This is a genomic window from Micromonospora sp. NBRC 110038 (assembly GCF_020884815.1).
In the GTDB taxonomy this organism is placed as follows: Bacteria; Actinomycetota; Actinomycetes; order Mycobacteriales; family Micromonosporaceae; genus Micromonospora; species Micromonospora haikouensis.
Map to the genome: position 1 here is coordinate 346,622 of NZ_BBOL01000009.1, position 19,771 is coordinate 366,392.

Annotated in this window: 14 protein-coding genes; 12 read left to right on the forward strand and 2 right to left on the reverse strand. The window is 71.8% G+C overall.

Going from position 1 to position 19,771, the window contains the following annotated elements; genetic code table 11:
* Nucleotides 1-514: 514 nt before the first annotated feature.
* Nucleotides 515-2,104, forward strand: coding sequence for a glycoside hydrolase family 43 protein (locus LPU61_RS27125; RefSeq protein WP_229406560.1), 1,590 nt, complete (start codon nucleotides 515-517; stop codon nucleotides 2,102-2,104).
* Nucleotides 2,105-2,154: 50 nt separating this feature from the next.
* Here the strand turns inward: LPU61_RS27125 and LPU61_RS27130 are convergent, their stop codons facing one another.
* Nucleotides 2,155-3,465, reverse strand: coding sequence for a cellulose binding domain-containing protein (locus LPU61_RS27130; RefSeq protein ID WP_043961642.1), 1,311 nt, complete (start codon nucleotides 3,463-3,465; stop codon nucleotides 2,155-2,157).
* 448 nt (nucleotides 3,466-3,913) lie between these two features.
* Here LPU61_RS27130 and LPU61_RS27135 point away from each other — a divergent pair, with 448 nt between their 5' ends.
* The 6 genes from LPU61_RS27135 to LPU61_RS27160 all read left to right on the forward strand — a co-directional run bounded on the left by LPU61_RS27135 (nucleotide 3,914) and on the right by LPU61_RS27160 (nucleotide 12,699).
* Nucleotides 3,914-4,447 (forward strand): SigE family RNA polymerase sigma factor, encoded by a 534-nt coding sequence (locus LPU61_RS27135; RefSeq protein WP_229406561.1) that lies wholly within the window; start codon nucleotides 3,914-3,916, stop codon nucleotides 4,445-4,447.
* Complete coding sequence (locus tag LPU61_RS27140) at nucleotides 4,434-5,660, forward strand: hypothetical protein (RefSeq protein ID WP_229406562.1); 1,227 nt, start codon at nucleotides 4,434-4,436, stop codon at nucleotides 5,658-5,660. Before LPU61_RS27135 ends, LPU61_RS27140 begins: the two co-directional genes overlap by 14 nt.
* Before the next feature lie 319 nt (nucleotides 5,661-5,979).
* Nucleotides 5,980-7,371 (forward strand): ricin-type beta-trefoil lectin domain protein, encoded by a 1,392-nt coding sequence (locus LPU61_RS27145; protein WP_082106165.1) that lies wholly within the window; start codon nucleotides 5,980-5,982, stop codon nucleotides 7,369-7,371.
* Nucleotides 7,372-8,076: 705 nt separating this feature from the next.
* Nucleotides 8,077-8,838 (forward strand): GAF and ANTAR domain-containing protein, encoded by a 762-nt coding sequence (locus LPU61_RS27150; protein ID WP_229406563.1) that lies wholly within the window; start codon nucleotides 8,077-8,079, stop codon nucleotides 8,836-8,838.
* Between the two features lie 252 nt (nucleotides 8,839-9,090).
* Nucleotides 9,091-9,501, forward strand: coding sequence for an STAS domain-containing protein (locus tag LPU61_RS27155; RefSeq protein WP_229406564.1), 411 nt, complete (start codon nucleotides 9,091-9,093; stop codon nucleotides 9,499-9,501).
* A gap of 453 nt (nucleotides 9,502-9,954) precedes the next feature.
* On the forward strand, nucleotides 9,955-12,699 hold the full coding sequence (locus LPU61_RS27160; RefSeq protein WP_229406565.1) for an ice-binding family protein: 2,745 nt from the start codon (nucleotides 9,955-9,957) through the stop codon (nucleotides 12,697-12,699).
* 314 nt (nucleotides 12,700-13,013) lie between these two features.
* Here LPU61_RS27160 and LPU61_RS27165 read toward each other — a convergent pair whose 3' ends face one another.
* The gene (locus LPU61_RS27165) at nucleotides 13,014-14,252 is read right to left on the reverse strand and encodes a hypothetical protein (protein ID WP_229406566.1); all 1,239 of its coding nucleotides are present in this window, start codon (nucleotides 14,250-14,252) and stop codon (nucleotides 13,014-13,016) included.
* A 316-nt stretch (nucleotides 14,253-14,568) separates the two neighbouring features.
* On the opposite strand from LPU61_RS27165, the gene LPU61_RS27170 reads away from it, so the two are divergent.
* Genes LPU61_RS27170 through LPU61_RS27190 form a run of 5 tightly spaced genes read left to right on the forward strand, consistent with a single transcriptional unit; the run spans nucleotide 14,569 to nucleotide 19,738 of the window.
* The gene (locus LPU61_RS27170; protein WP_229406567.1) at nucleotides 14,569-16,191 is read left to right on the forward strand and encodes an ABC transporter substrate-binding protein; all 1,623 of its coding nucleotides are present in this window, start codon (nucleotides 14,569-14,571) and stop codon (nucleotides 16,189-16,191) included.
* Nucleotides 16,188-17,192, forward strand: a complete 1,005-nt coding sequence (locus LPU61_RS27175) for an ABC transporter permease (protein ID WP_229406568.1) — start codon at nucleotides 16,188-16,190, stop codon at nucleotides 17,190-17,192. Before LPU61_RS27170 ends, LPU61_RS27175 begins: the two co-directional genes overlap by 4 nt.
* Nucleotides 17,185-18,060, forward strand: a complete 876-nt coding sequence (locus tag LPU61_RS27180) for an ABC transporter permease (protein WP_229406569.1) — start codon at nucleotides 17,185-17,187, stop codon at nucleotides 18,058-18,060. Before LPU61_RS27175 ends, LPU61_RS27180 begins: the two co-directional genes overlap by 8 nt.
* Nucleotides 18,057-19,052 carry an ABC transporter ATP-binding protein gene (locus LPU61_RS27185; protein ID WP_229406570.1) on the forward strand — a complete coding sequence of 332 codons (996 nt, stop codon included), beginning with the start codon at nucleotides 18,057-18,059 and terminating at the stop codon, nucleotides 19,050-19,052. The genes LPU61_RS27180 and LPU61_RS27185 overlap by 4 nt, the downstream gene beginning before the upstream one ends.
* Nucleotides 19,049-19,738 carry an ABC transporter ATP-binding protein gene (locus LPU61_RS27190; protein ID WP_229406571.1) on the forward strand — a complete coding sequence of 230 codons (690 nt, stop codon included), beginning with the start codon at nucleotides 19,049-19,051 and terminating at the stop codon, nucleotides 19,736-19,738. Before LPU61_RS27185 ends, LPU61_RS27190 begins: the two co-directional genes overlap by 4 nt.
* The last annotated feature ends 33 nt before the right edge of the window (nucleotides 19,739-19,771 follow it).

Below are 19,771 nucleotides of genomic sequence, written 5' to 3' on the forward strand. Positions count from 1 at the left end.
GTCGTAGCCCTCCGGAGGCACCACGACCCACGGTTACTTTCATGCGAACTCCTGCCGCCAACGTAACGGGAAGTTCATAGTGTTATCGCTCACATGGGCTGTCAAGGCGTTCCCGAGACTTGCCGGAAATCTTCGTGAAACAGTCGCCGCCCGGCGTGGAAGCGCTCCCGTAGCGGCAGATCAGGCGCGCTCCGATCAGGTGCAAGTCGCCCAGTTCGCGGCGAATCACGTGAGCGCGACCTATGGGGCAAGGGCCCGCGAGTGCCGAATACCGGGTCACCATGTTTGCGCTAACACGTCCCTGTCCCGAGGGGGAACCGAATTGGCGGTGAGGGCCGCTCACAATCGCTCGGCAGGCGCAATTCTGAATGAGTCATGTCGATGCCGATACATTGTTCGTGGTGTTCCGGGTCGCCGGTCGAACGCTGCCCGGGGCTGACCCGGAACCCGGCCGCCGGGGAGACTGCGGTACGGCCCGCACCGCGCGGGCCACCTCGACCCCGGGAGGCAGCAGATGACTCCGGCCCAGGCCCACCCCACCCCCGGCGCCGCCGGCTGGAGCGACGGCGCGTTCACCAACCCGGTGCTCGCCGGTCTGCACCCGGACCCGAGCGTCTGCCGGGTCGGCGACGACTACTACCTGGCCTGCTCCAGCTTCGAGTACTTCCCCGGGGTGCCCATCTTCCACAGCCGCGACCTCGTCCACTGGGAACAGATCGGCAACGTGCTGGACCGGCCCGGCCAACTGGTGCTGCCCGCGACGATGCCGTCGTCCGCCGGCATCTACGCGCCGACGCTGCGCCACCACGACGGCCGCTTCTGGCTGATCGTCACCAACTGCGCCGACGGCGGCGGCAACCTGATCTGCACCGCCACCGACCCCGCCGGCGACTGGTCGGATCCCGTCCGGCTGCCCGGCATCGCCGGCATCGACCCGGACCTCGCCTGGGACGACGACGGCACCTGCTGGTGCACCTACGCCGGCATCGAGCAGGTGCGCATCGACCCGTACACCGGGCGGACGCTCGGCCCGCCCCGCCGCCTGTGGTCCGGCGCGTCCGGTGCCCAGGCGCCGGAGGCCCCCCACCTGTACCGGGTCGGCGACCACTGGTATCTCCTGATCGCCGAGGGCGGCACCGAACGCGGGCACGCCGTCTCGATCGCCCGCGCCCCCGCGCCCGACGGCCCCTACGAGCCGTGCCCGGCCAACCCGATCCTGACCCACCGGGGCACCAACCGTCCGATCCAGAACACCGGCCACGCCGACCTCGTCGAGGCGGCCGACGGAACGTGGTGGATGGTGCTGCTCGGCGTACGCCCCGGCGGCGGCACCCCCGGCTGGCACGTGCTCGGGCGGGAGACGTTCCTGGCCCCGGTGACCTGGGTCGACGACTGGCCGGTGGTGGGCGCGGTCGAGCCGGTCATGCAAGCGCCGCCGTGGCCCGCGCACCCGGTGCCGGCGTCGGCCGTGCGGGACGACTTCGACGCCGACGGGCTGCACCCGCGCTGGGTGTCGGTGCGGTCCCGACCCGCCGAAAGCTGGTCGCTGACCGAGCGGCCCGGCTGGCTCACGCTGCGGGCGCGCGGCGCGTCGCTGGACGAGCCCGACGTCACGTTCGTCGGCCGCCGCCAGCAGCACCTGTCGTGCCGGGTGCGGACGCTGGTCGACGCGACCGGTGGGCGCGGCGGCCTCGCCGTACGCCTCGACGAGCGGCACCACTACGAGATCGAGGCGGGCGACGGCGAGGTGCGGGTGCTCGCGCGGATCGGTTCGGTGCTGTCCACGGTGGCCACCCGGCCCGTCGGTGCCGGCCCGGTGTGTCTGCGCGTCGACGTGGTCGCCCCGTCGCCGGGCGACTGGCACCCGGCCAAGGAACCCGACGTGCTCCGGTTCGGCATCGAGGCGGCGGACGGCACGTACGACGTGCTGGGCACGCTCGACGGCCGTTACCTGTCCACGGAGGTCGCCGGCGGCTTCACCGGCCGGGTCATCGGCATGTACGCCGGGGCCGGCAGCGTTAGCTTCGACTGGTTCGACTACGAGCCCGGCGACGCCGTGCGCGCGGACGGGACGGTGTTGTCCGGGACCGAGCCGGGGCGCTGACGGCCGGCGGGCCCGGAGCCGGGTGGCTCCGGGCCCTGGTCGTGCCGTGCTCAGGGGCTGGTGCAGGAGACGTTGCTGGGCGCGGGCCCGTCGCCGGTGGCGGTGAACCCGAACGTCGTCGAGCCGTTCGCGGCCAAGGTGCCGTTGTAGGCGGCGTTCTTGACGGTGACGTTGCCGGTGGTGCCCGTGTTGACGCCGTTCCAGACGCTGCTGATGGCCTGGCCGCTGCCCAGCGTCAGGCGTACGGTCCAGCCGTTCAGCGTGGCCGTGGTGTTGTTGGCCACGGTGACCTCGCCCTGGAACCCGCCGGGCCAGCTGTTGACCGCGCGGTACGTGGCGGTGCAGGTGCCGGGCTCGCCGGTCGGCGGCGGAGTCGTCGGCGGCGGGGTGGTCGGGGGCGGGGTGGTCGGCGGCGTGCTGGTGGGGGGAGCGGTGGTCGGGGGCGTGGTCGACGCGAACTGGCTGAAGAACTTCCAGATCTCGCCCGAGGTCCAGGTCCGGGAGTCGTTGGGGCTGGAGGAGCCGTCCACCGGGCTGGGGGTGTGGTCGCCGTCGAAGGCGGCCCACTGCACGGGGTAGCCGGCCCGGCAGCCCGAGTAGAGCGTGGTGATGTGGGTGAGGCTGCCGCGGCTCGGCTCGCGCGGGCTCTGCGCGGTGCAGCCGTTGTTCCTGACGAACGTGTCGCGCAGCGACCGGCCCATCGAGATGTTCAGCACGCTGTCGTAGATGCCGTGGATGCCGAAGTACGCCACCGGCTGGGTGCCGGGGTTGCAGCCGCTGAGGTTGGCCCCGGACAGGACGGTGACCGCCCGGATGACGGTGGGCCGGGCGCAGGCCACCGCGTAGCTCATGGCCCCGCCGTAGCTCCAGCCGAGCGCGAAGCGCTGCGTCGTGTCGACGCAGAGGTCGTTCTCGATCACCCGGGAGATGTCGTCGAACAGGGTCAGGTCACGGCCGTTGGTGTTGGCCCAGCCGTTGTCGATGCCCTGCGGCGCGACGAAGATCGTGCTGTTGTTCGACAGCGGCAGCAGTCCGTAGTAGCCGGCCGAGGCGACGTTGTTGGCCGAGCCGTTCAGCCAGTGGAAGCCGAAGATCAGCCGGTAGGGGCGGTTCCTGTCGTACCCGTCGGGGATCCGCAGGATGTAGCTGCGGTTCTGCCCGCTGCTGGAGATCGTGCGCGTGCCGCTGGTCAGCGTGGGGGCCTTCCCACAGCCGGCGGTCGCCGCGAGCGTGCCGTTCGTCGCGGCCTCCGCCGCTTGGCCGAGGCTGCCGGTCAGCACGCCGCCGGCGGTGGCGACGACGAGCGCCGCCGCGGCCGCGACGGAGGAGAGGACGTATCTGTGTTTCCACTGCCTCACCATTGCCTGGTTCCTTTCATCGGTCGTCATGTGCGTGGTGGGGTCGTGTTGCCGCCCGTCGGCCGGCCCGGCAGGAGGGGGCTCGGAACGTGACGCCCGGCGGGTTGCCGCTTGGGTGAGCGGCCCGGCTGCCCGACCGGGCCACGGGGTGGTGGCGGCCACGGGCGTCCGGGCTTCCTCCGCGTGGTCGACGGAAGCACCTCCCGGAGTCGTGGGGTTGCCACCAGCCCGTGTTAACGCTCACGTATTGATGGTCATATGTTTTCAGAAAGTTGCGGATTCATCAAGCGATAGTTTCGATCTTGGGTCGCCGCGCTGCGGTGGCGGCGCTCCCCGTCCCCTCGGGCATGCGGCGCGGTCGCGCAGAGTCCTCGGACGACTACTTCCCCGGGCGGTGCAACTCCCCGGACGGGTGGCTCCGTTCTACCTCCGTCACGAGGAGGCAGTCGACTTGAGAGCCGAAGACGAGCAGGCGTTCCGCGAGTTCGTGACGTCAGAGATGGCGTCGCTGCGCAAGCTGGCGTACATGACCTGCGGCGACTGGCACACGGCGGAGGACGCCGTGGCCAACGCGCTGGTCAAGCTCTACCCCCGCTGGCGGAAGCTGGAACGGCCCGATCTCTACGCCAAGACCATGGTCTACCGGGCCGCGATCGACGAGACCCGCCGGCCCTGGCGACGCGAGCGGTCGGCCGGCGACGCCATGCCGGACGTGGCGCTGCGGGACCCGGCCGCCGCGGCCGACGAGCGGATGCGCCTGCGGGCGGCGCTCGACGCCGTGCCGGCCCGGCAGCGGGCCGCAGTCGTGCTCCGGCACTACCTGGGCCTGAGCCTGGAGGACACGGCCGGCGTGCTCGACTGCACGGTGGGCACGGCCAAGAGCCAGGTCTCCCGTGGCCTGGCGAAGCTGCGCGAGGCCCTCGCCGGCGAACACATCGGTCTCACCGGGAAGCAGATGGAGGAGTGGACCAGTGCAGTTGCGTGAATTCGTGGATGCCGTGACGGGCGAGGAGCCGCCGATGGCCCGCACCGTCGACGACATCGTCGCGGCCGGGCGGCGGGCCGAGCGGCGACGCCGGGCCGGCTTCGCGTCGGCGGGCGCGGCCGGTCTCGTCGTGGTCGCGGTCACCGGCGCGTTCCTGCTGCCGACCTCCGGCGCCGAGCGGAACACCCCGGCCGCGCCGGCACAGGCCGGCGCGGCGGCGGCCGGGCCCGCCGAGGCCACGTGGTCCGACGCCGCGCCGTTCACCTTCACCTTCCAGGGGTACGACGCCGGCACGCTGCACGTGCAAAACCCGATCGTCGCGTCCACCACCTACCAGATCGCCCCCGTCTACTCCGACCGCCACACCTCGAACGACAAGCCCGTCACGGCCGAGGAGGAGGCGGGAACGCGGGGCGACATCATCGAGTGGAAGAAGAGGGCGGCCAAGGGGAAGCCGAGCCTGTGGGCGTACCTGACCGTCTACCGGCCGGGTGCCTTCGACCCCGCCCGCATCAAGGACGGCAAGAAGGTCACCGTGGCCGGTCGCAAGGCCGTCCAGGCGACGCTGCCGGTCGGCCTCGACCCGCAGGGCCCAGCGGTCGCGGGCAACAAGCTCTTCGCCTGGGAGTACGCCCGCGACGCCTGGGCGGCCGTCACGTCGATCTCCGGCGACGAGGCCACGCCGAGCTTCCAGGACCTCGGGGGCCTGGTCGAGGGCCTCAAGCCCAGCAAGCCGAAGCCGGCCCCGGTGCCGTTCACGGTGGGCTACGTCCCGGCGGGCTACGTGCCGCTGCAGAGCGGCACGCACGCCATGCCCGGCCTCGACGGCGTCGCCTCGGCCCGCGCCGGCGACTACGGCGGCGCGACGTACACCAGGCCGGCCATGCCGACCTCGGGCCTCACCGCGCCGTACGACCAGGGCGAGGGTGCCATCAAGGACGGCTTCCACATCTTCGTCACGCCGAACACCAGCTCGAACCAGTCGCCGGAGCCCGGCACGACGAAGTGCTACCGCACCACCGACGGCCCCGCGCGGGGTGGCTTCTGCAACGTCTGGAGCGCCGACGGCAGCGTCGTCCTCCAGGTCAGCAGCCAGGGCCTCGGCAACAGGCTGCCGCTGGCCGAGGTGGAGAAGGTCGCGAAGGGGATCACGGTCGCCGACGTCGCGGACGAGTCGACCTGGACCCCCGCCGCGAAGGCCCTGCGTCCGTGAGGAATCGGCACCTGGAGGTGGCGGCGCCCCGCTCGGCGGGGCCGGCTCCCGGGGGCGGGGCGGGGAGCTGAGGCTGGCCTGATCGCCACGGCGACAACGGCACTGCGCGTCACCGGCAGTGCCGTTGTCGCCGTTTCGGGTCCAGGTCAGCGGTCGGCCGTGGTCGAAACTTTCGGGCACTTCGTTCGAAACTACCGGTTGAAACGCCCGGGGTTGTCTGTCAGCCTTGGTAACCATCGATCGATGTGAACGTAGACCTGGCCCCGTCCCGGCCCGGCCGGACCCACCACACCCACCCCACCACCAGGAGGAACCGACAGTGCGAGGACACGCGCACCCCCCGCCCCCGGGGAACACCAGCGCCGGCCGGGTGGCCCCCGGCCTGCGGGGACGACTGGCCAAGCTGGCCGCAGCCGGCATCGCCGCCGCCGTCGGGCTGTTCACCATCGCGGTGGCGACCGGGTCGGCGTCGGCCGCCGACAACCCGTACCAGCGGGGCCCGGACCCCACCCGGGCCAGCGTCGCGTCCGAGAACGGCCCCTTCGCCAACACGTCGGTCGCCGTCCCGACCGGCTACGGCTTCAACGGCGGCCGGATCTACTACCCGACCGACACCAGCCAGGGCACCTTCGGCGCGATCGCGATCTCGCCCGGCTACACCGCGCTGTTCTCCGTCGAGCTGGCCTGGATGGGGCCGTGGCTGGCCTCCCACGGCTTCGTCGTGATCGGCATCGAGACCAACAGCCGCAACGACTTCGACACGGCCCGGGGCACCCAGTTGCTCGCCGCGCTGGACTACCTGACCCAGCAGAGCCCGGTACGCGACCGCGTCGACTCCAGCCGGCTGGCCGTCGCCGGTCACTCCATGGGCGGCGGTGGGGCGTTGAGCGCGGCCATGCGGCGCTCGTCGCTGAAGGCGGCGGTCGGCATCGCGCCGTACTCGCCGTCGTCGAACCTGGCCACCGACCGGGTGCCCACGATGGTCTTCTCCGGGCAGGCCGACACGGTGGTCACCCCGTCCTACGCCACCGGCCTCTACAACAGCCTCCCGACCACCACGGAGAGCGCCTACCTGGAGGTCGCGGGCGCCGACCACGGGTTCATGGTCGGCCGGTCGAACCCCGTGTTGATCCGGACCATGCTGCCGTTCCTCAAGATCTTCGTCGACAACGACGCCCGCTACAGCCAGTTCCTCTGCCCGCTGCTCGACACCAGCGGCGTGGTCACCTACCGCAGCACGTGCCCGCTGCTGCCCACCCCGCCGACCAGCCCGACGGCGACCCCGACCACCACCCCGACCACCCCTCCGCCCACCAGCCCGCCGGGCACCGCCAGCCAGCTCGTCGGCGCGCAGTCGGGCCGGTGCGTCGACGTGCCCAACGCCTCCCGCGCCAACGGCACCCGGGTGCAGCTCTGGGACTGCAACCGGCAGTCCAACCAGTCGTGGACGTACACCTCGACCAAGCAACTACAGGTGTACGGCGACATGTGCCTGGACGCGGCGGGCACGGGCAACGGCGCGGCGGTCCAGATCTACGGCTGCCACGGCCAGGCCAACCAGCAGTGGAACGTCAACTCCAACGGCACCATCAGCAACGTGCAGTCCGGGCGCTGCCTGGACGTCTGGAGCACGGCCAACGGGGCGCAGATCCAGCTCTACGACTGCCACGGACAGACCAACCAGCGGTTCAACCTCACGCCCCTCGCGTGATGCTCACGGCCGACGGGCCCCGGGCGGCCTCGGAGGCCGTCGCAGCCCGACCCGGCCACACCGCCCGACCCGGCCACACCGCCTGACGCGGTGGCGATCGCCGACCGGCCCCGCTCGTCCCCCGAGCGGGGCCGGTCCGGTCCCTGTGATCGCCTGCACCGCACCGCGCTGCTGCCGTTCCTCACCCGGCTCGGTCCTGGGCTGGCGAGGGACCTGCGGTGGGCACGGGCAGGTCGGCTGGGTGGGAAGCCCTGAGCCAATGTGGATCCTTCACCTCGGGCTGGGTTGGTGGCTCGCGCTGCGATCCGGCCGGACGCTTCCGGCCCTTCGGCGCGGGTTCGGATCCGCCTGACGAGGCGTATGGTGAGCATGGCGCCCGAGCGTTCGGTGGCAGTCAGTTGTTGTCGCCACCAGCCTGCTCGGGCTGCTTCCCACCCTGCGCCCGCGCCCGGCAGTTGATCATTGAACGTTGCATCGAACACGACATCGACTACCGCGACACCACGCCGGGCCGCTCCTGGGCCAGGACCGAGCCGCCTGAACGAGATCGGATTCCGGACGTCGCAGTCGGGGTAGTGGCCCGCGCCTGTGGCACGCCCATCGACCAGGCTGGCGTCAGAAGCCGGGTCCCCGTCCACCCGGCAACCGGTCGACAGCCAGCACCACCGCACCTCTGCGGGACTGAACTACTCCAGGGGGAGTGACATGGTCGAGATCCGGTTGTCCGACGTGTTCGTGGAACTGGCGGACACACTCGTCGACGACTTCGACGTGATCGAGTTCCTGCATGTGCTCGCCGACCGGTGTGTGCAACTGCTGGGCGTGTCGGCGGCTGGGCTGCTGGTGACCGACCAGCAGGACAGCCTCCGGGTGATAGCGGCCTCCTCCGAACGCACCCGGCTGCTGGAGCTATTCCAGCTGCAAACTGCCCAGGGGCCCTGCGTGGACTGTTTCCGCACCGGCGGGCCCGTGTCGGTCATCGATCTGCGGACCGCCGGCCACCGCTGGCCCCGCTTCACCGCCGCCGCAGCCGAGGTCGGCTTCGCCGCCGTACACGCCCTGCCCATGCGCCTTCGTTCCAAGGTCATCGGCGTGCTGAGTCTCTTCGACGCTCACCCGGGCGGCCTCGACGAAGGCAAGGTCCGGATCGGGCAGGCATTGGCGGACGTGGCCACGATCGGGCTGCTCCAGCAACGCGCCATCCAGCACGGCGACATCCTCACCGAGCAACTACGGGCCGCGCTGCACAGCCGAGTCCTTATCGAGCAGGCCAAGGGTGTCCTCGCCGAACGTCACCAGATGGACGTTGGTGAGGCTTTCGCGTTGCTGCGCAACGGTGCCCGTAGCCGCAACCGGCGGCTGTCCGAGCTGGCACAGGCGATCATCAACGGCTCCGAGAGGCTCGAACCGGAACCGGCGATCACCCGGTCCGCGTGCTCCGCTCTGCGGGAGGTCCGCTCGCCCTGACCGGTCGTCGTGACACTCACTGGGACATCGGGCAGCACGAGGCAACTGGCCGAGGGAGCTGCGATTCGACTCTGGTGGCGATCGCGCCGGAGGCCGCGTACGCCGTGGCGACTCGATGCGCCGGCATCTCGCGCTTGACCCATCGAGTGAGCGTTCGCGCATCGGGTCGCCGGGGGCTAGCATCAGGACACCGCCTGTTACAGGTCGTTGCCCCAGACCCCGGCATCAGTTGATTCATGCCGAGGTGAGGCTATGGCCCAAGTGTCCGGCGCGCATTTTGTCATCACCGTACTGACCGCCCCTCGATGCCCCACCGCGCTGGTCTGCCTGGCAGGTGAGATCGACATGGAGGCTGGCCCGGCTTTGTCGGGCGTGGTAGACCGCCTGCTCACCATTGCGCCGACCGAGGTCGTCGTGGACCTGGCCGACGTCACCTTCGCCTCTTCCGCGTTGCCCAACTTCCTCGCCCGCGCGCATCTCGCGCTCGCGGCGCATACCACCCTGGTCGTCTGCCGACCCAGGGGTAGCACCCTGCGGTTGCTGCAGGTGACGAACATGGAAGCGATGGTCACACTGCGTCGTGAGCTGACAGTGTCCGACTACTGGACACCGCTCAGCGCCGCACGACCGGTCGCCCTGTCCGCCTTCGATGGCATCCACTGACTCACCCTTGGTCCGTCGGTGTTTCCGCCGATCCTGGTCAGCACTGGCAGGCACTTCAACGCGGCCAGTTCGTCGGACTGGGTCGGGCGCCTCCGACGTCCGGTGGTGGGGGCGCTGAGGGGCCTGGCTGAAGGCGGCCCGGTTCCGGGTGGCCGATGTCGTGCTCGGCGCAGAACCGCCGGACAAGCGGGCGGGCGCGTCGCAGGTTGGGGCACTCGCCTCGTGGCACGGGGGCCCGTCTCGATGATTCCCTTTTGGGGCATTTCGGCATATTGCTGCGCTTCTGTGCGGATACACTCCGGCCCGAGGCTTTGGAGGTGCTCACCGCGAGCGCCAGTACAACTTTCGCATTCCGAATCTTGCCCGCTGGCGGGCTCGTGATTGGTGGGGGCATCCGTGTCGAGATCCGCTTGGCTCGCGTATCGCGTGCGTCGTCGGTCTACTGCGATGTTGATGGCGGGGGCCGTCGCCGCTACGACGATCCTTGTCGGCGTCGTGGGGACACCGGCCTGGGCCCAGTCCCCGGTGCCGTTGGGGGTTGCCGAGACCTACGGGGTGTTGGCCGGTCAGGCGGTCACCGACGTTCCGCCCCCCGTCGGTCCTTCGGTCATCAACGGGGACTTGGGTGTCTGGCCGGGTACGTCGGTCACCGGGGCTCCGGTGGTGAACGGTGCCACGCACGTCGGTGACACAGAGGCGATGCAGGCCCAGGCCGATCTGACCACCGCGTACAACTTCGCTGCGGCCGAGCCCACGACCAGCACGGTCGGCGAGCTCGGCGGCCAAACCCTGGTCGCAGGGGTGTACACGTCACCCGCCACCATGTCCCTGACCGGCACCGTCACGCTGGACGGGCAGAACGATCCCAACTCGGTGTTCATCTTCCAGGCGGGATCCGATCTGATCACCGCGGTCGACAGCCGGGTCAGCCTGGTCAACGGCGCCCAGGCGTGCAACGTGTTCTGGCAGGTCAGCAGCTCGGCGACCCTGAACACCCGGACCGTCTTCGTCGGAAGCATCCTGGCGCTGCAATCGGCGACCCTGGGTGAGGGAGCCACCGTCGCTGGACGGGTGTTGGCCCGCAACGGCGCCGTCACGTTGATCCACAACACGATCACGCGACCGTTCTGCGCCGCGTCCATCGCGCCACCGACCATCTCGAAGGCTTTCGGGGCCGCGACGATCCCGGCGGACGGGACGACGTCGCTGAGTTTCACCCTCACCAACCCCAACGTGGGTACGGCGTTGACCGGCGTCACCTTCAGCGATGCGCTACCCGCCGGGCTGGTGGTGGCCACTCCGAATGGTCTGACTGGTTCGTGCGGTGGTGGGACGATCGCCGCGGGGGCTGGTGGTGGCAGCATCAGCTTGTCTGGTGCGACGTTGCCGGCTGGTGGGAGTTGCACGTTCTCGGTGAACGTGACCGGCACGACCAGTGGTGCGAAGGTCAACACGACGAGTCCGGTGGATTCGAACGAGAGCGGCCCGGGCGCCGTCGCGTCGGCGAGCGTCACGGTCGGCGCGGAGGTCGTCGCGCCACCGACGATCGCCAAGGCTTTCGATGACGCGACCATTCCGGCTGGCGGGACGACGTCGCTGGGGTTCACTCTCACCAACCCGAACGTGGAGACGCCGCTGACCGGGGTCGGCTTCACCGACGCGTTGCCTGCGGGGCTGGTGGTGGCCACTCCGAATGGTCTGACTGGTTCGTGTGGTGGTGGGACGATCGCCGCGGGGGCTGGTGGTGGCAGCATCAGCTTGTCTGGTGCGACGTTGCCGGCTGGTGGGAGTTGCACGTTCTCGGTGAACGTGACCGGCACGACCAGTGGTACGAAGGTCAACACGACGAGTCCGGTGGACTCGAACGAGAGCGGCCCGGGTACGCCCGCCGCGGCGAGCATCACCGTCAGGGTTGCGGAAGCGCCGACGATCGCCAAGGCTTTCGAGGACGCGACCATCCCGCTCAACGGAACGACGACGCTGGAGTTCAGCCTGACCAACCCCAACGCGAACACGACGCTGACCGGTGTCAGCTTCGTCGACAACCTTCCTGCGGGGCTGGTGGTCGCCACTCCCAATGGCGCGCAAACCGACTGCGCCTCCGGCACGATCGCCGCGACTGCCGGGAGCAGCAGCATCAGCCTGTTCGGCGCCACCCTGCCGGCCAACGCGAGCTGCACCGTGTCAGTCAACGTCACCGGCACAACCACCGGAACGAAGGTCAACACCACCGCTGCGGTCACCTCGGTCCAGAGCGGTCCGGGCTTGCCTGCCTCGGCAAGTGTCACGGTCGGCGCGGCGGTCGTCGCGCCGCCGACGATCTCGAAGGCTTTCGAAGACGCCACCATTCCGGTTGGCGGGACGACCTCATTGGTCTTCACGCTCAGCAACCCCAACGCGCGCACCTCGTTGACCGGGGTCGGTTTCACCGACGCGCTGCCTGCGGGGCTGGTGGTGGCAACTCCCAACGGTGTGAGTGGCTCGTGCGGTGGTGGCACGGTCGCCGCGACCGCCGGTGGCAGCAGCATCCGGCTGACCGGTGCGACGTTGCCGGCTGGCGGGAGTTGCACGTTCTCGGTGAACGTCACCGGCACGACCAGCGGAACGAAGGTGAACACGAGCGGTCCGGTGGACTCGAACGAGAGCGGCCCGGGTGCTACTGCCTCGGCAAGCATCACGGTCGGCGCTGTCGCGGCACCGACGATCGCCAAGACCTTCCGGGATGACATCATCCCCCTCAACGGGACGACGTCACTGAGCTTCACCCTCCGCAACCCCAACCCGGCCATGTCGCTGACCGGAGTCGGTTTCGTCGACAACCTTCCTGCGGGGCTGGTGGTCGCCACTCCCAACGCCGCGCAGACCAACTGCGCCTCCGCAACGGTTACCGCGACTTCCGGCGGTAGCAGCATCAGCCTGGCCGGAGCGACCCTGCCGGCCAACGGGAGTTGCGCGGTGTCGGTGAACGTCACCGGCAAGACTGCGGGGAAGAAGGTCAATACGACGGCCGCCACCTCGATCGAGAGCGGCCCAGGCTCTCCTGCCTCGGCAAGCATCACGGTCCGTAAGAGCATTCTGCCCGTCACCGGAAGCCGGATCTCCAGCTACGCCGCGATCGCACTGACCATGCTCGGCCTGGGTGGAGCGCTCATCGTGATGAGTCACCGGCTGGCCCGGCGTCGGCGTCGAACCGTCTAGTGCCCCGTCCTGAACGTTGATCGGGTAATCCGTCAGGTTCTGAGCCCGACAGCACATCGATGGCCGATGCTGCGCAGGGCGATCGTGGGCGAATGTCCGCCCAGGGAACCGGACCCACATGGAGCGGGGGCCGCACCGAGACGGATCGATGACGCAGACCCGCGATCGGGTCTGCGTCATCGCCCGGTGCGGCCCCGTTTCCCCGGCTGTCGGCTCCGCCTGAAGCGGTTGAGGTGGCGTTGACATCGGCCAGCCGTTCTTCCGCTGATTGCTGGCCGAGCCGCGTGACCACCTGATCCAGCCGGGCTCAGGCTTCAGGCTGCTGGCCTCTCGTCCTCGGGGGTCACCAGGATCATCCGGCGCCGCCGGGCAGCGAGGAACAACGCGGCTCCGGCCGCCAGCGCCGCGACGCCGATCCCGCCGATCAGACCGGCCTGCGGCCCGGTGACCGGCAACCCGCCGTCACCGCCGCCGCCACCATTCTCGCCACCATCGTCGCCGCCGCTCTTCGCGGCCAGCACCACGGCGAACCCGTCCTCGTTGTCGCTGTCGTCCGTGTCGGCCACCCGTACGGCGACGGCGTTCGCGGGCAGCGCGGTGCGCGCAGGCTTGGAGCGGTCGTCCGTCGACCGCTCGGCGAGGCCCTCCACCTGCACGGTTCCGCCCCGCAACGTCGCCGGGGCGGTGGCGGAGGCCGCGGTCTTCACCAGGTTGGACAGCTCGACCGCCGAGTAGGTCGTGTCGTTCGGATCGGTGTCCTCGACGGCCGGGACGAGGGTGAGGCTCTCGTAGGTGCAGACCGCCGACCGCCCGGCGTCGGCGAGCACACACTCGGTCGGCTGGCTGGTGAAGGTCGCCCCCTCCGGCAGGCGCAGCGTGACCCGCACTCCGCTGACGGCCTTCCGGCCCTGATTGGCGACGGTGTGCCGGACCGCACCCGTCTCGCCCGGGTGCAGCGTCCCGGCGGGCTCGGGCGTGTCGTCGGCCCCGACCCGCACCGACTGCTTCACGTCCGGGGCGACCACCGAGAGGTCGGCACTGGACTGGTCGACCAGCTCCAGCGGGAACCATCCGGTGTTGTCGGCCGGGTTCGCGTCCTTCTCCGGCCCGATGGTGACCGAAGCCTCGAACTTGCCCTCGTAGGGCCCCGCAGCCCCGTAGACGGTCGCGTCGACGGGAACGTCGACTGTCTCACCCGGCCCCGGGATCAGCTCCGGCAACAGTCGGCAGTAGAACCCGCCGAAATCGCCGTCGCACTCGCCCACACCACCCTCTGAGTGCCAGATCAGGGCGACCGGCAGGGGGCCGGGGCCCTCCTGCGGCTGGCGGACCCTGACGACGACGTCGGTCGGGGTCTCGTCCCCCAGGTTGCTGACCTTCAGATGGACGACCTTCCTCTCGACCCCCAGCGGGACTCTCGTCCCGGATGCGGCGACCGCGAGGTCCGGGCCCCTCTTCGCCGCCTCGGCGGGGCCGGCGGGGACAGCCACCCCGGCGACGAGGAGCAGCGCGGCGGCGACAGTTCGCGACAGCCGCCGACGACCAAAGCTCATGGCAGAACCCTTCAGGACGAGCGGACAGGGTGGTTGAGAACACTATCGGCAATCGGCTTCCGTGAGCGCCCGTCGCGCCAGCGAAACCGGGGAGGCGCTGGAGTCGCCTGGCGGAGGATCGCGCCCGTGCGAGGCCGGGGGTGACACCGGCGAGGAGCGGTGTCACCGGCACCCCGATGGGGGCTTATTGCCAATCGTTGGCAACTGCGCGATAGTGGCATCAGTGGGCGGGTGCTCCGGCGGCGTGATGATCCGAACCAGTGCCGGGGTGCCCGCCCAGCGCATGCGACGACGAACGTTCGAGGAGCCGCCGCCCGTGGCCGCACGATGCCTGGAGTACGTCATGGTCAAGCCCCTGCCCGCGCGCGTGACGGCGGCGGCCGTCGCCGCCCTGCTCGCCGTCGCCGGCTGCTCGTCGCCGACGGCGTCGTCCGGCGGGGCGGGCGACGCCGGCACGCTGGTGGTGGCCACCGCGGGTGAACCGGACACCCTCAACCCGGTGCTGAACTACGGCGTCGACGGCGCGTCACTGATCTTCGACGGGCTGGTCGCCCGGGACGCCGGCAACCGGCTGGTGCCCGCCCTGGCCCGCGACCTGCCGACCGTGTCGGCGGACGGCAGGACCGTGACGGCCAGGCTGCGCGAGGGCGTGCTGTTCCACGACGGCACCCCGCTCACCGCCCAGGACGTCGTCTTCACCTACCGGGCGGTGCTCGACCCGAAGGTCGACTCCACGCTGCGCTCCGACCTGGACATGCTCGCCTCCGTGACCGCGCCCGACCCGGCCACCGTGGTCTTCACCCTGAAACACCCGTACGCGCCGTTCCTGCAGCGGCTGGCGCTGGGGATCGTCCCGGCGAAGGCGTTCGCCGGGCAGGACGTCAACAAGGCCGAGTTCAACCGCAGGCCGGTCGGCACCGGCCCGTACCGGGTGACGGCGTGGACGCCGGGGGACCGGCTCGTGCTCGCGGCCTACGACAAGCACTGGGGCGGCCGGCCGAAGAACCCGGGTGTCGTGGTCGCGTTCGTCGCCGACGACAACGTGCGCGCCCAGCGGATGCGGGCCGGGGAGTTCGACGCGGCCGAGCTGGCACCCAAGCTGGCCACCGGCTTCGACGGGCAGGGCGGCTACCGGGTGCAGCGGGTCCCGACCGCCGACTACCGGGGCGTCATGCTGCCCATGGGCAACCCGGTCACCGGCGACCTGGCGATCCGGCGGGCCCTGAACACGGCGGTGGACCGGCAGGCCATGGTGACCGGCGTCCTCGGCGGGGCGGGTGAGCCGGCGTTCGGGCCGGTGCCGCCCTCCTCGGAGTTCGCCGAGCCGTCGATCGTCGGCAGGGCTGCCGCCGACCCGGCCGCCGCGACCGCGACCCTGGACGCCGCCGGCTGGAGGCCGGGCCCGGACGGCATCCGGGCCAGGGGCGGCCGGCAGGCCGCGTTCACGCTGATGTACCCGGCCACCGACAGCCTGCGCAAGGAGCTGGCCCTCGCCGTCACCGCCGACGCGAAGAAGGTCGGCATCAGGGTCACCCCGGAAGGGCTGACCTGGGACGCGATCACCCCACGGATGAAGACCGACGCGCTGGTGATGGGCTACGGCACCCCGTACGACCCGGATTTCGTCTCCTACAAGCTGTTCGGCTCGGCCCTCGCCGGGCAGGGCTTCTTCAACCCCGGCTCCTACCGGTCCGCCGTCGCCGACGGCGCGTTGCAGCAGGGGCGCGACAGCGCCGACCCGGCCGTCCGCAAGGCCGCCTACGCCACCTTCCAGAAGCAGCTCGCCGCCGACGTGCCGTGGGTGTTCCTCACCTACCTGCAGCACACCTACGTCGTCAGGGACACCGTCGCGGGTGTGACGCCGCGGGTGGAGCCGCACGAGCACGACGTCGCCAACAGCCTCTGGTGGAACGTGCACACCTGGACGAAGCAGCCGTGACCGCGGCGACGACCGGGCGTCGGCGGCTGGCCGGGGCCGGGGCGGTGGTCCGGCGGCGGCTGCTGGTGGCCGTACCCGTGCTGGCCGCGACCAGCATGGGCATGTTCGCCCTCGGCGCGGCCTCCCCGATCGACCCCGCGCAGCAGTACGCGGGCGCGGCGGCGTTCACCACCAGCGAGGAGAACCTCGCGCAGATCCGCGCGAACTGGGGCGTCGACGACCCGCTGCCCGTGCAGTACGCCCGCTGGATCGGCAACCTGCTGCGCGGCGACCTGGGCTGGTCGACCAGCCGCCACGAGCCGGTCACCTCCGTGCTGGCCGCCCGTGCCGGCTGGACCCTGCTGCTCGTCGGCACCGCCCTCGCCCTGGTCCTCGTGGCCAGCGTGCTGCTGGGCACCCTCGCCGCGTACCGGCGCGGCGGCTGGTTCGACCGGGCGCTGCGCGCCGCCGCGTACGCCGTGCAGTCGATGCCGGTGTTCTGGATCGGCCTCGCGGCGATCGCCGGGTTCGCCCTCGCCCTGGGCTGGTTGCCTGCCGGTGGGCTCACCGACATCACCGCGACCGGCACCGACCCCGCCGACGTGGCCCGGCACCTGATCCTGCCCGTGACGGTGCTGGCCATCTCCCAGGCCCCGTGGTTCGTGCTGTTCGTCCGCGACGCCGTCGCCGAGAGCCTGCGCGACGACCACGTCCTGGCCGCCCGCGCCCGCGGCCTGCCGGGTCGCACCGTCCTGTTCGGCCACGCGCTGCGCACCGCGCTGCTGCCGTTCCTCACCCTGGTCGGCACGCACCTGCCCGAACTGGTCGGCGGCGCGGTCCTGGTGGAGACCGTGTTCTCCCTGCCCGGCCTCGGCGCGGTCACCGTCGCGGCCGCGCTGGGCGCCGACTTCCCGCTGCTGGCGGCCACCACCCTGGCCACCGCCGTCGTGGTCCTGGCCGCGAACCTCGCCACCGACCTCGCCTACGCCGCCGCCGACCCCCGGGTACGCCTCGATGACTGACCTCGCCCGGCCGCCGGCCACCACCCACCCGCCGACCCGGTTCCGCACCGGTCGCCTCGGCGCGGGGGTGGCCGTCGGCGTCCTCGCCGCCGCCGTCGCCGCGTGCCTGCTCGCGCCGCTGCTGTGGCCACTCGACCAGAGCGCGGTCGACCTCGCCCGTACCCGCCTCGCGCCCTCGCCCGACCACCTGGCCGGCACCGACGACCTCGGCCGCGACGTGGCGCTGCGCAGCCTCTACGGCCTGCGGGTGTCGCTGCTGGTCGGCGCGGTCGCCGCCGGAGTCGCCACCGTCGTCGGTGGCCTCGTCGGCGCGGTCGCCGGCACCCTCGGCGGCCGGGTCGACCGGACCCTCATGCGCGTCGTCGACACCGTCGCCGCCCTGCCGCACCTGCTGCTGGGCATCTTCGTCGTGGCGATGCTGCGCCCCGGCCTCGGCGCCGTCGTCGCCTCCATCGGGCTGACGCACTGGCTGTCCACCGCCCGCATCGTCCGCTCCGAGCTGCTCAGCCTGCGCACCCGCCCGTTCGTCGACGCCGCCATCTCCGGCGGGGCCTCCCGCACCCGCGTGCTCACCCGGCACCTGCTGCCGCACGTCCTGCCGCGACTGGCCCTGGCCACCACCCTGATGGTGCCGCACGCCGTCTGGCACGAGACCGCCCTGTCCTTCCTCGGCCTCGGCCTGCCCCCGCACCTCGCCTCCATCGGCAACATGATCAACGACGGGCAGCGGTCCCTGCTCACCGGAGCCTGGTGGGCCAGCATCGTCCCCGGCCTCCTCCTCGTCGCGGTCACCCTCGCCCTCGCCGTGCTCACCGGCCGCTGGCGCGACCGCCTCGACCCCCGCGTCCGAGCGGAGCTGCACCTGTGACCACCACCGTCCCCACCGACACCCGCCGCGCTCACGCCCTGCTGGGCGTCGACGGGCTCACCGTCCGCTTCCACCTCCGGGGCGCCGTCGTGCACGCCGTCACCGACCTGAGCCTCACCCTGCACCCGGGCGAACTGCTGGCCGTCGTCGGCGAATCCGGCTGCGGAAAGTCCGTCCTGGCCCACGCCCTGCTCGGTCTGCTGCCCCGCAACGCCACCGTCACCGGACGCGCCCACCTGCACCCGCCGGACGGCCATCCGGTCGACCTGGTCGACGCCGGTGAACGGCACCTCACCCGCCACGTACGCGGCCGCGCCGTCGGCCTCGTCCCGCAGAGTCCCGCCACCGCGCTCACCCCGGTCCGCAGCGGCCGGCGGCTGCTGGAGGAAACCCTGCGCGCCCACGGACACACCCGCCGCACCGCCCCCGCCGCCGCCGACCGGATCGCCGCCGACGTCGGACTCGACCCCGGCGACCTGGACCGCTACCCCCACGAGCTGTCCGGCGGCATGGCCCAGCGGCTGGCCACCGCCCTGGCCCTCGCCCCCGACCCGCCGCTGCTCCTCGCCGACGAACCGACCACCGGCCTCGACCGGCCCCTGGTCGACCACACCCTCGACCTGCTGCGCCGCCGCTGCGACACCGGCGCGGCCGTGCTGCTCATCACCCACGACCTCACCGCCGCCCGCCGCGTCGCCGACACCGTCGCCGTCATGTACGCCAGCCGCATCGTCGAACACCGCCCCACCGCCGCCCTGTTCGACGCACCCGCCCACCCCTACACCGCCGGACTGCTCGACGCCCTGCCCGACCGGGCCTTCACGCCCGTGCCCGGTCATCCGCCCATGCTCACCGACCTGCCCGACGGCTGCGCCTTCGCCCCACGCTGCCCCCGCGCCACCGACGCCTGCCACATCCCACCCCGCCTCCTGCCCGACGGTGCGGGGCAGGTCGCCTGCCACCACCGGCTCACCCCCGGAGCGCCCGCATGACCACCGATGACACCGTGCACGGGGCCGCAGCCGGCGGGCTCGCCGCGCACCGGGTCACCGTCGCGTACGGCCGGCAGCGCGTCCTCGACCGGGTCGACCTGCACATCGCCCCCGGCGAGACGGTCGGACTGCGCGGGCCCTCCGGCAGCGGCAAGTCCACCCTCGCCCGCGTGCTCGCCCTCCTGCACGCCCCCGACAGCGGGCACGTCACCATCGACGGGCGCCCCGTGGGCGGTGCCCGGCACCGGCTGCCCGCCGCCCTGCGGACCCGCGTCGCGATCCTGTTCCAGAGCCCCCGCTCCGCCACCGACCCCCGGCTGAGCCTCGCCGACCTCATCGCCGAACCGCTCCGCGCCACCGGCGCGTCCCGCGGCCAGGCGTCCGCCCGTACCGCTGACCTGGCCGACCTGGTCGGCCTCACGCCCGACCTGCTCGCCCGCCGCCCCCACGCGGTCAGCGACGGGCAACTGCAACGCGCCTGCCTCGCCCGCGCCCTCGTGCACCGGCCCGACTACCTGCTCTGCGACGAGGCCACCGCCATGCTCGACGCCTCCACCCAGGCCCACGTCGCCGCCGTCGTCACCGACTACCAGCGCCGCAGTTCGGCGGGGGTCCTGCTCATCACCCACGACCCCGCCCTGATGAGCCGCTGGGCGACGCGGGTGGTGGAGCTCCCGCCGCCATGAGAAGGCGGTCTGCGCCACGATGGAGTCGGACGC

Excerpts from the sequence above, each read along its gene's own strand:
- LPU61_RS27125 (WP_229406560.1), top strand. The coding sequence starts at position 515 with ATGACTCCGGCCCAGGCCCACCCCACCCCCGGCGCCGCCGGCTGGAGC.
- LPU61_RS27130 (WP_043961642.1), bottom strand. The coding sequence starts at position 3,465 with ATGGTGAGGCAGTGGAAACACAGATACGTCCTCTCCTCCGTCGCGGCC.
- LPU61_RS27150 (WP_229406563.1), top strand. The coding sequence starts at position 8,077 with ATGGTCGAGATCCGGTTGTCCGACGTGTTCGTGGAACTGGCGGACACA.
- LPU61_RS27155 (WP_229406564.1), top strand. The coding sequence starts at position 9,091 with ATGGCCCAAGTGTCCGGCGCGCATTTTGTCATCACCGTACTGACCGCC.
- LPU61_RS27160 (WP_229406565.1), top strand. The coding sequence starts at position 9,955 with ATGGCGGGGGCCGTCGCCGCTACGACGATCCTTGTCGGCGTCGTGGGG.
- LPU61_RS27165 (WP_229406566.1), bottom strand. The coding sequence starts at position 14,252 with ATGAGCTTTGGTCGTCGGCGGCTGTCGCGAACTGTCGCCGCCGCGCTG.
- LPU61_RS27180 (WP_229406569.1), top strand. The coding sequence starts at position 17,185 with ATGACTGACCTCGCCCGGCCGCCGGCCACCACCCACCCGCCGACCCGG.
- LPU61_RS27190 (WP_229406571.1), top strand. The coding sequence starts at position 19,049 with ATGACCACCGATGACACCGTGCACGGGGCCGCAGCCGGCGGGCTCGCC.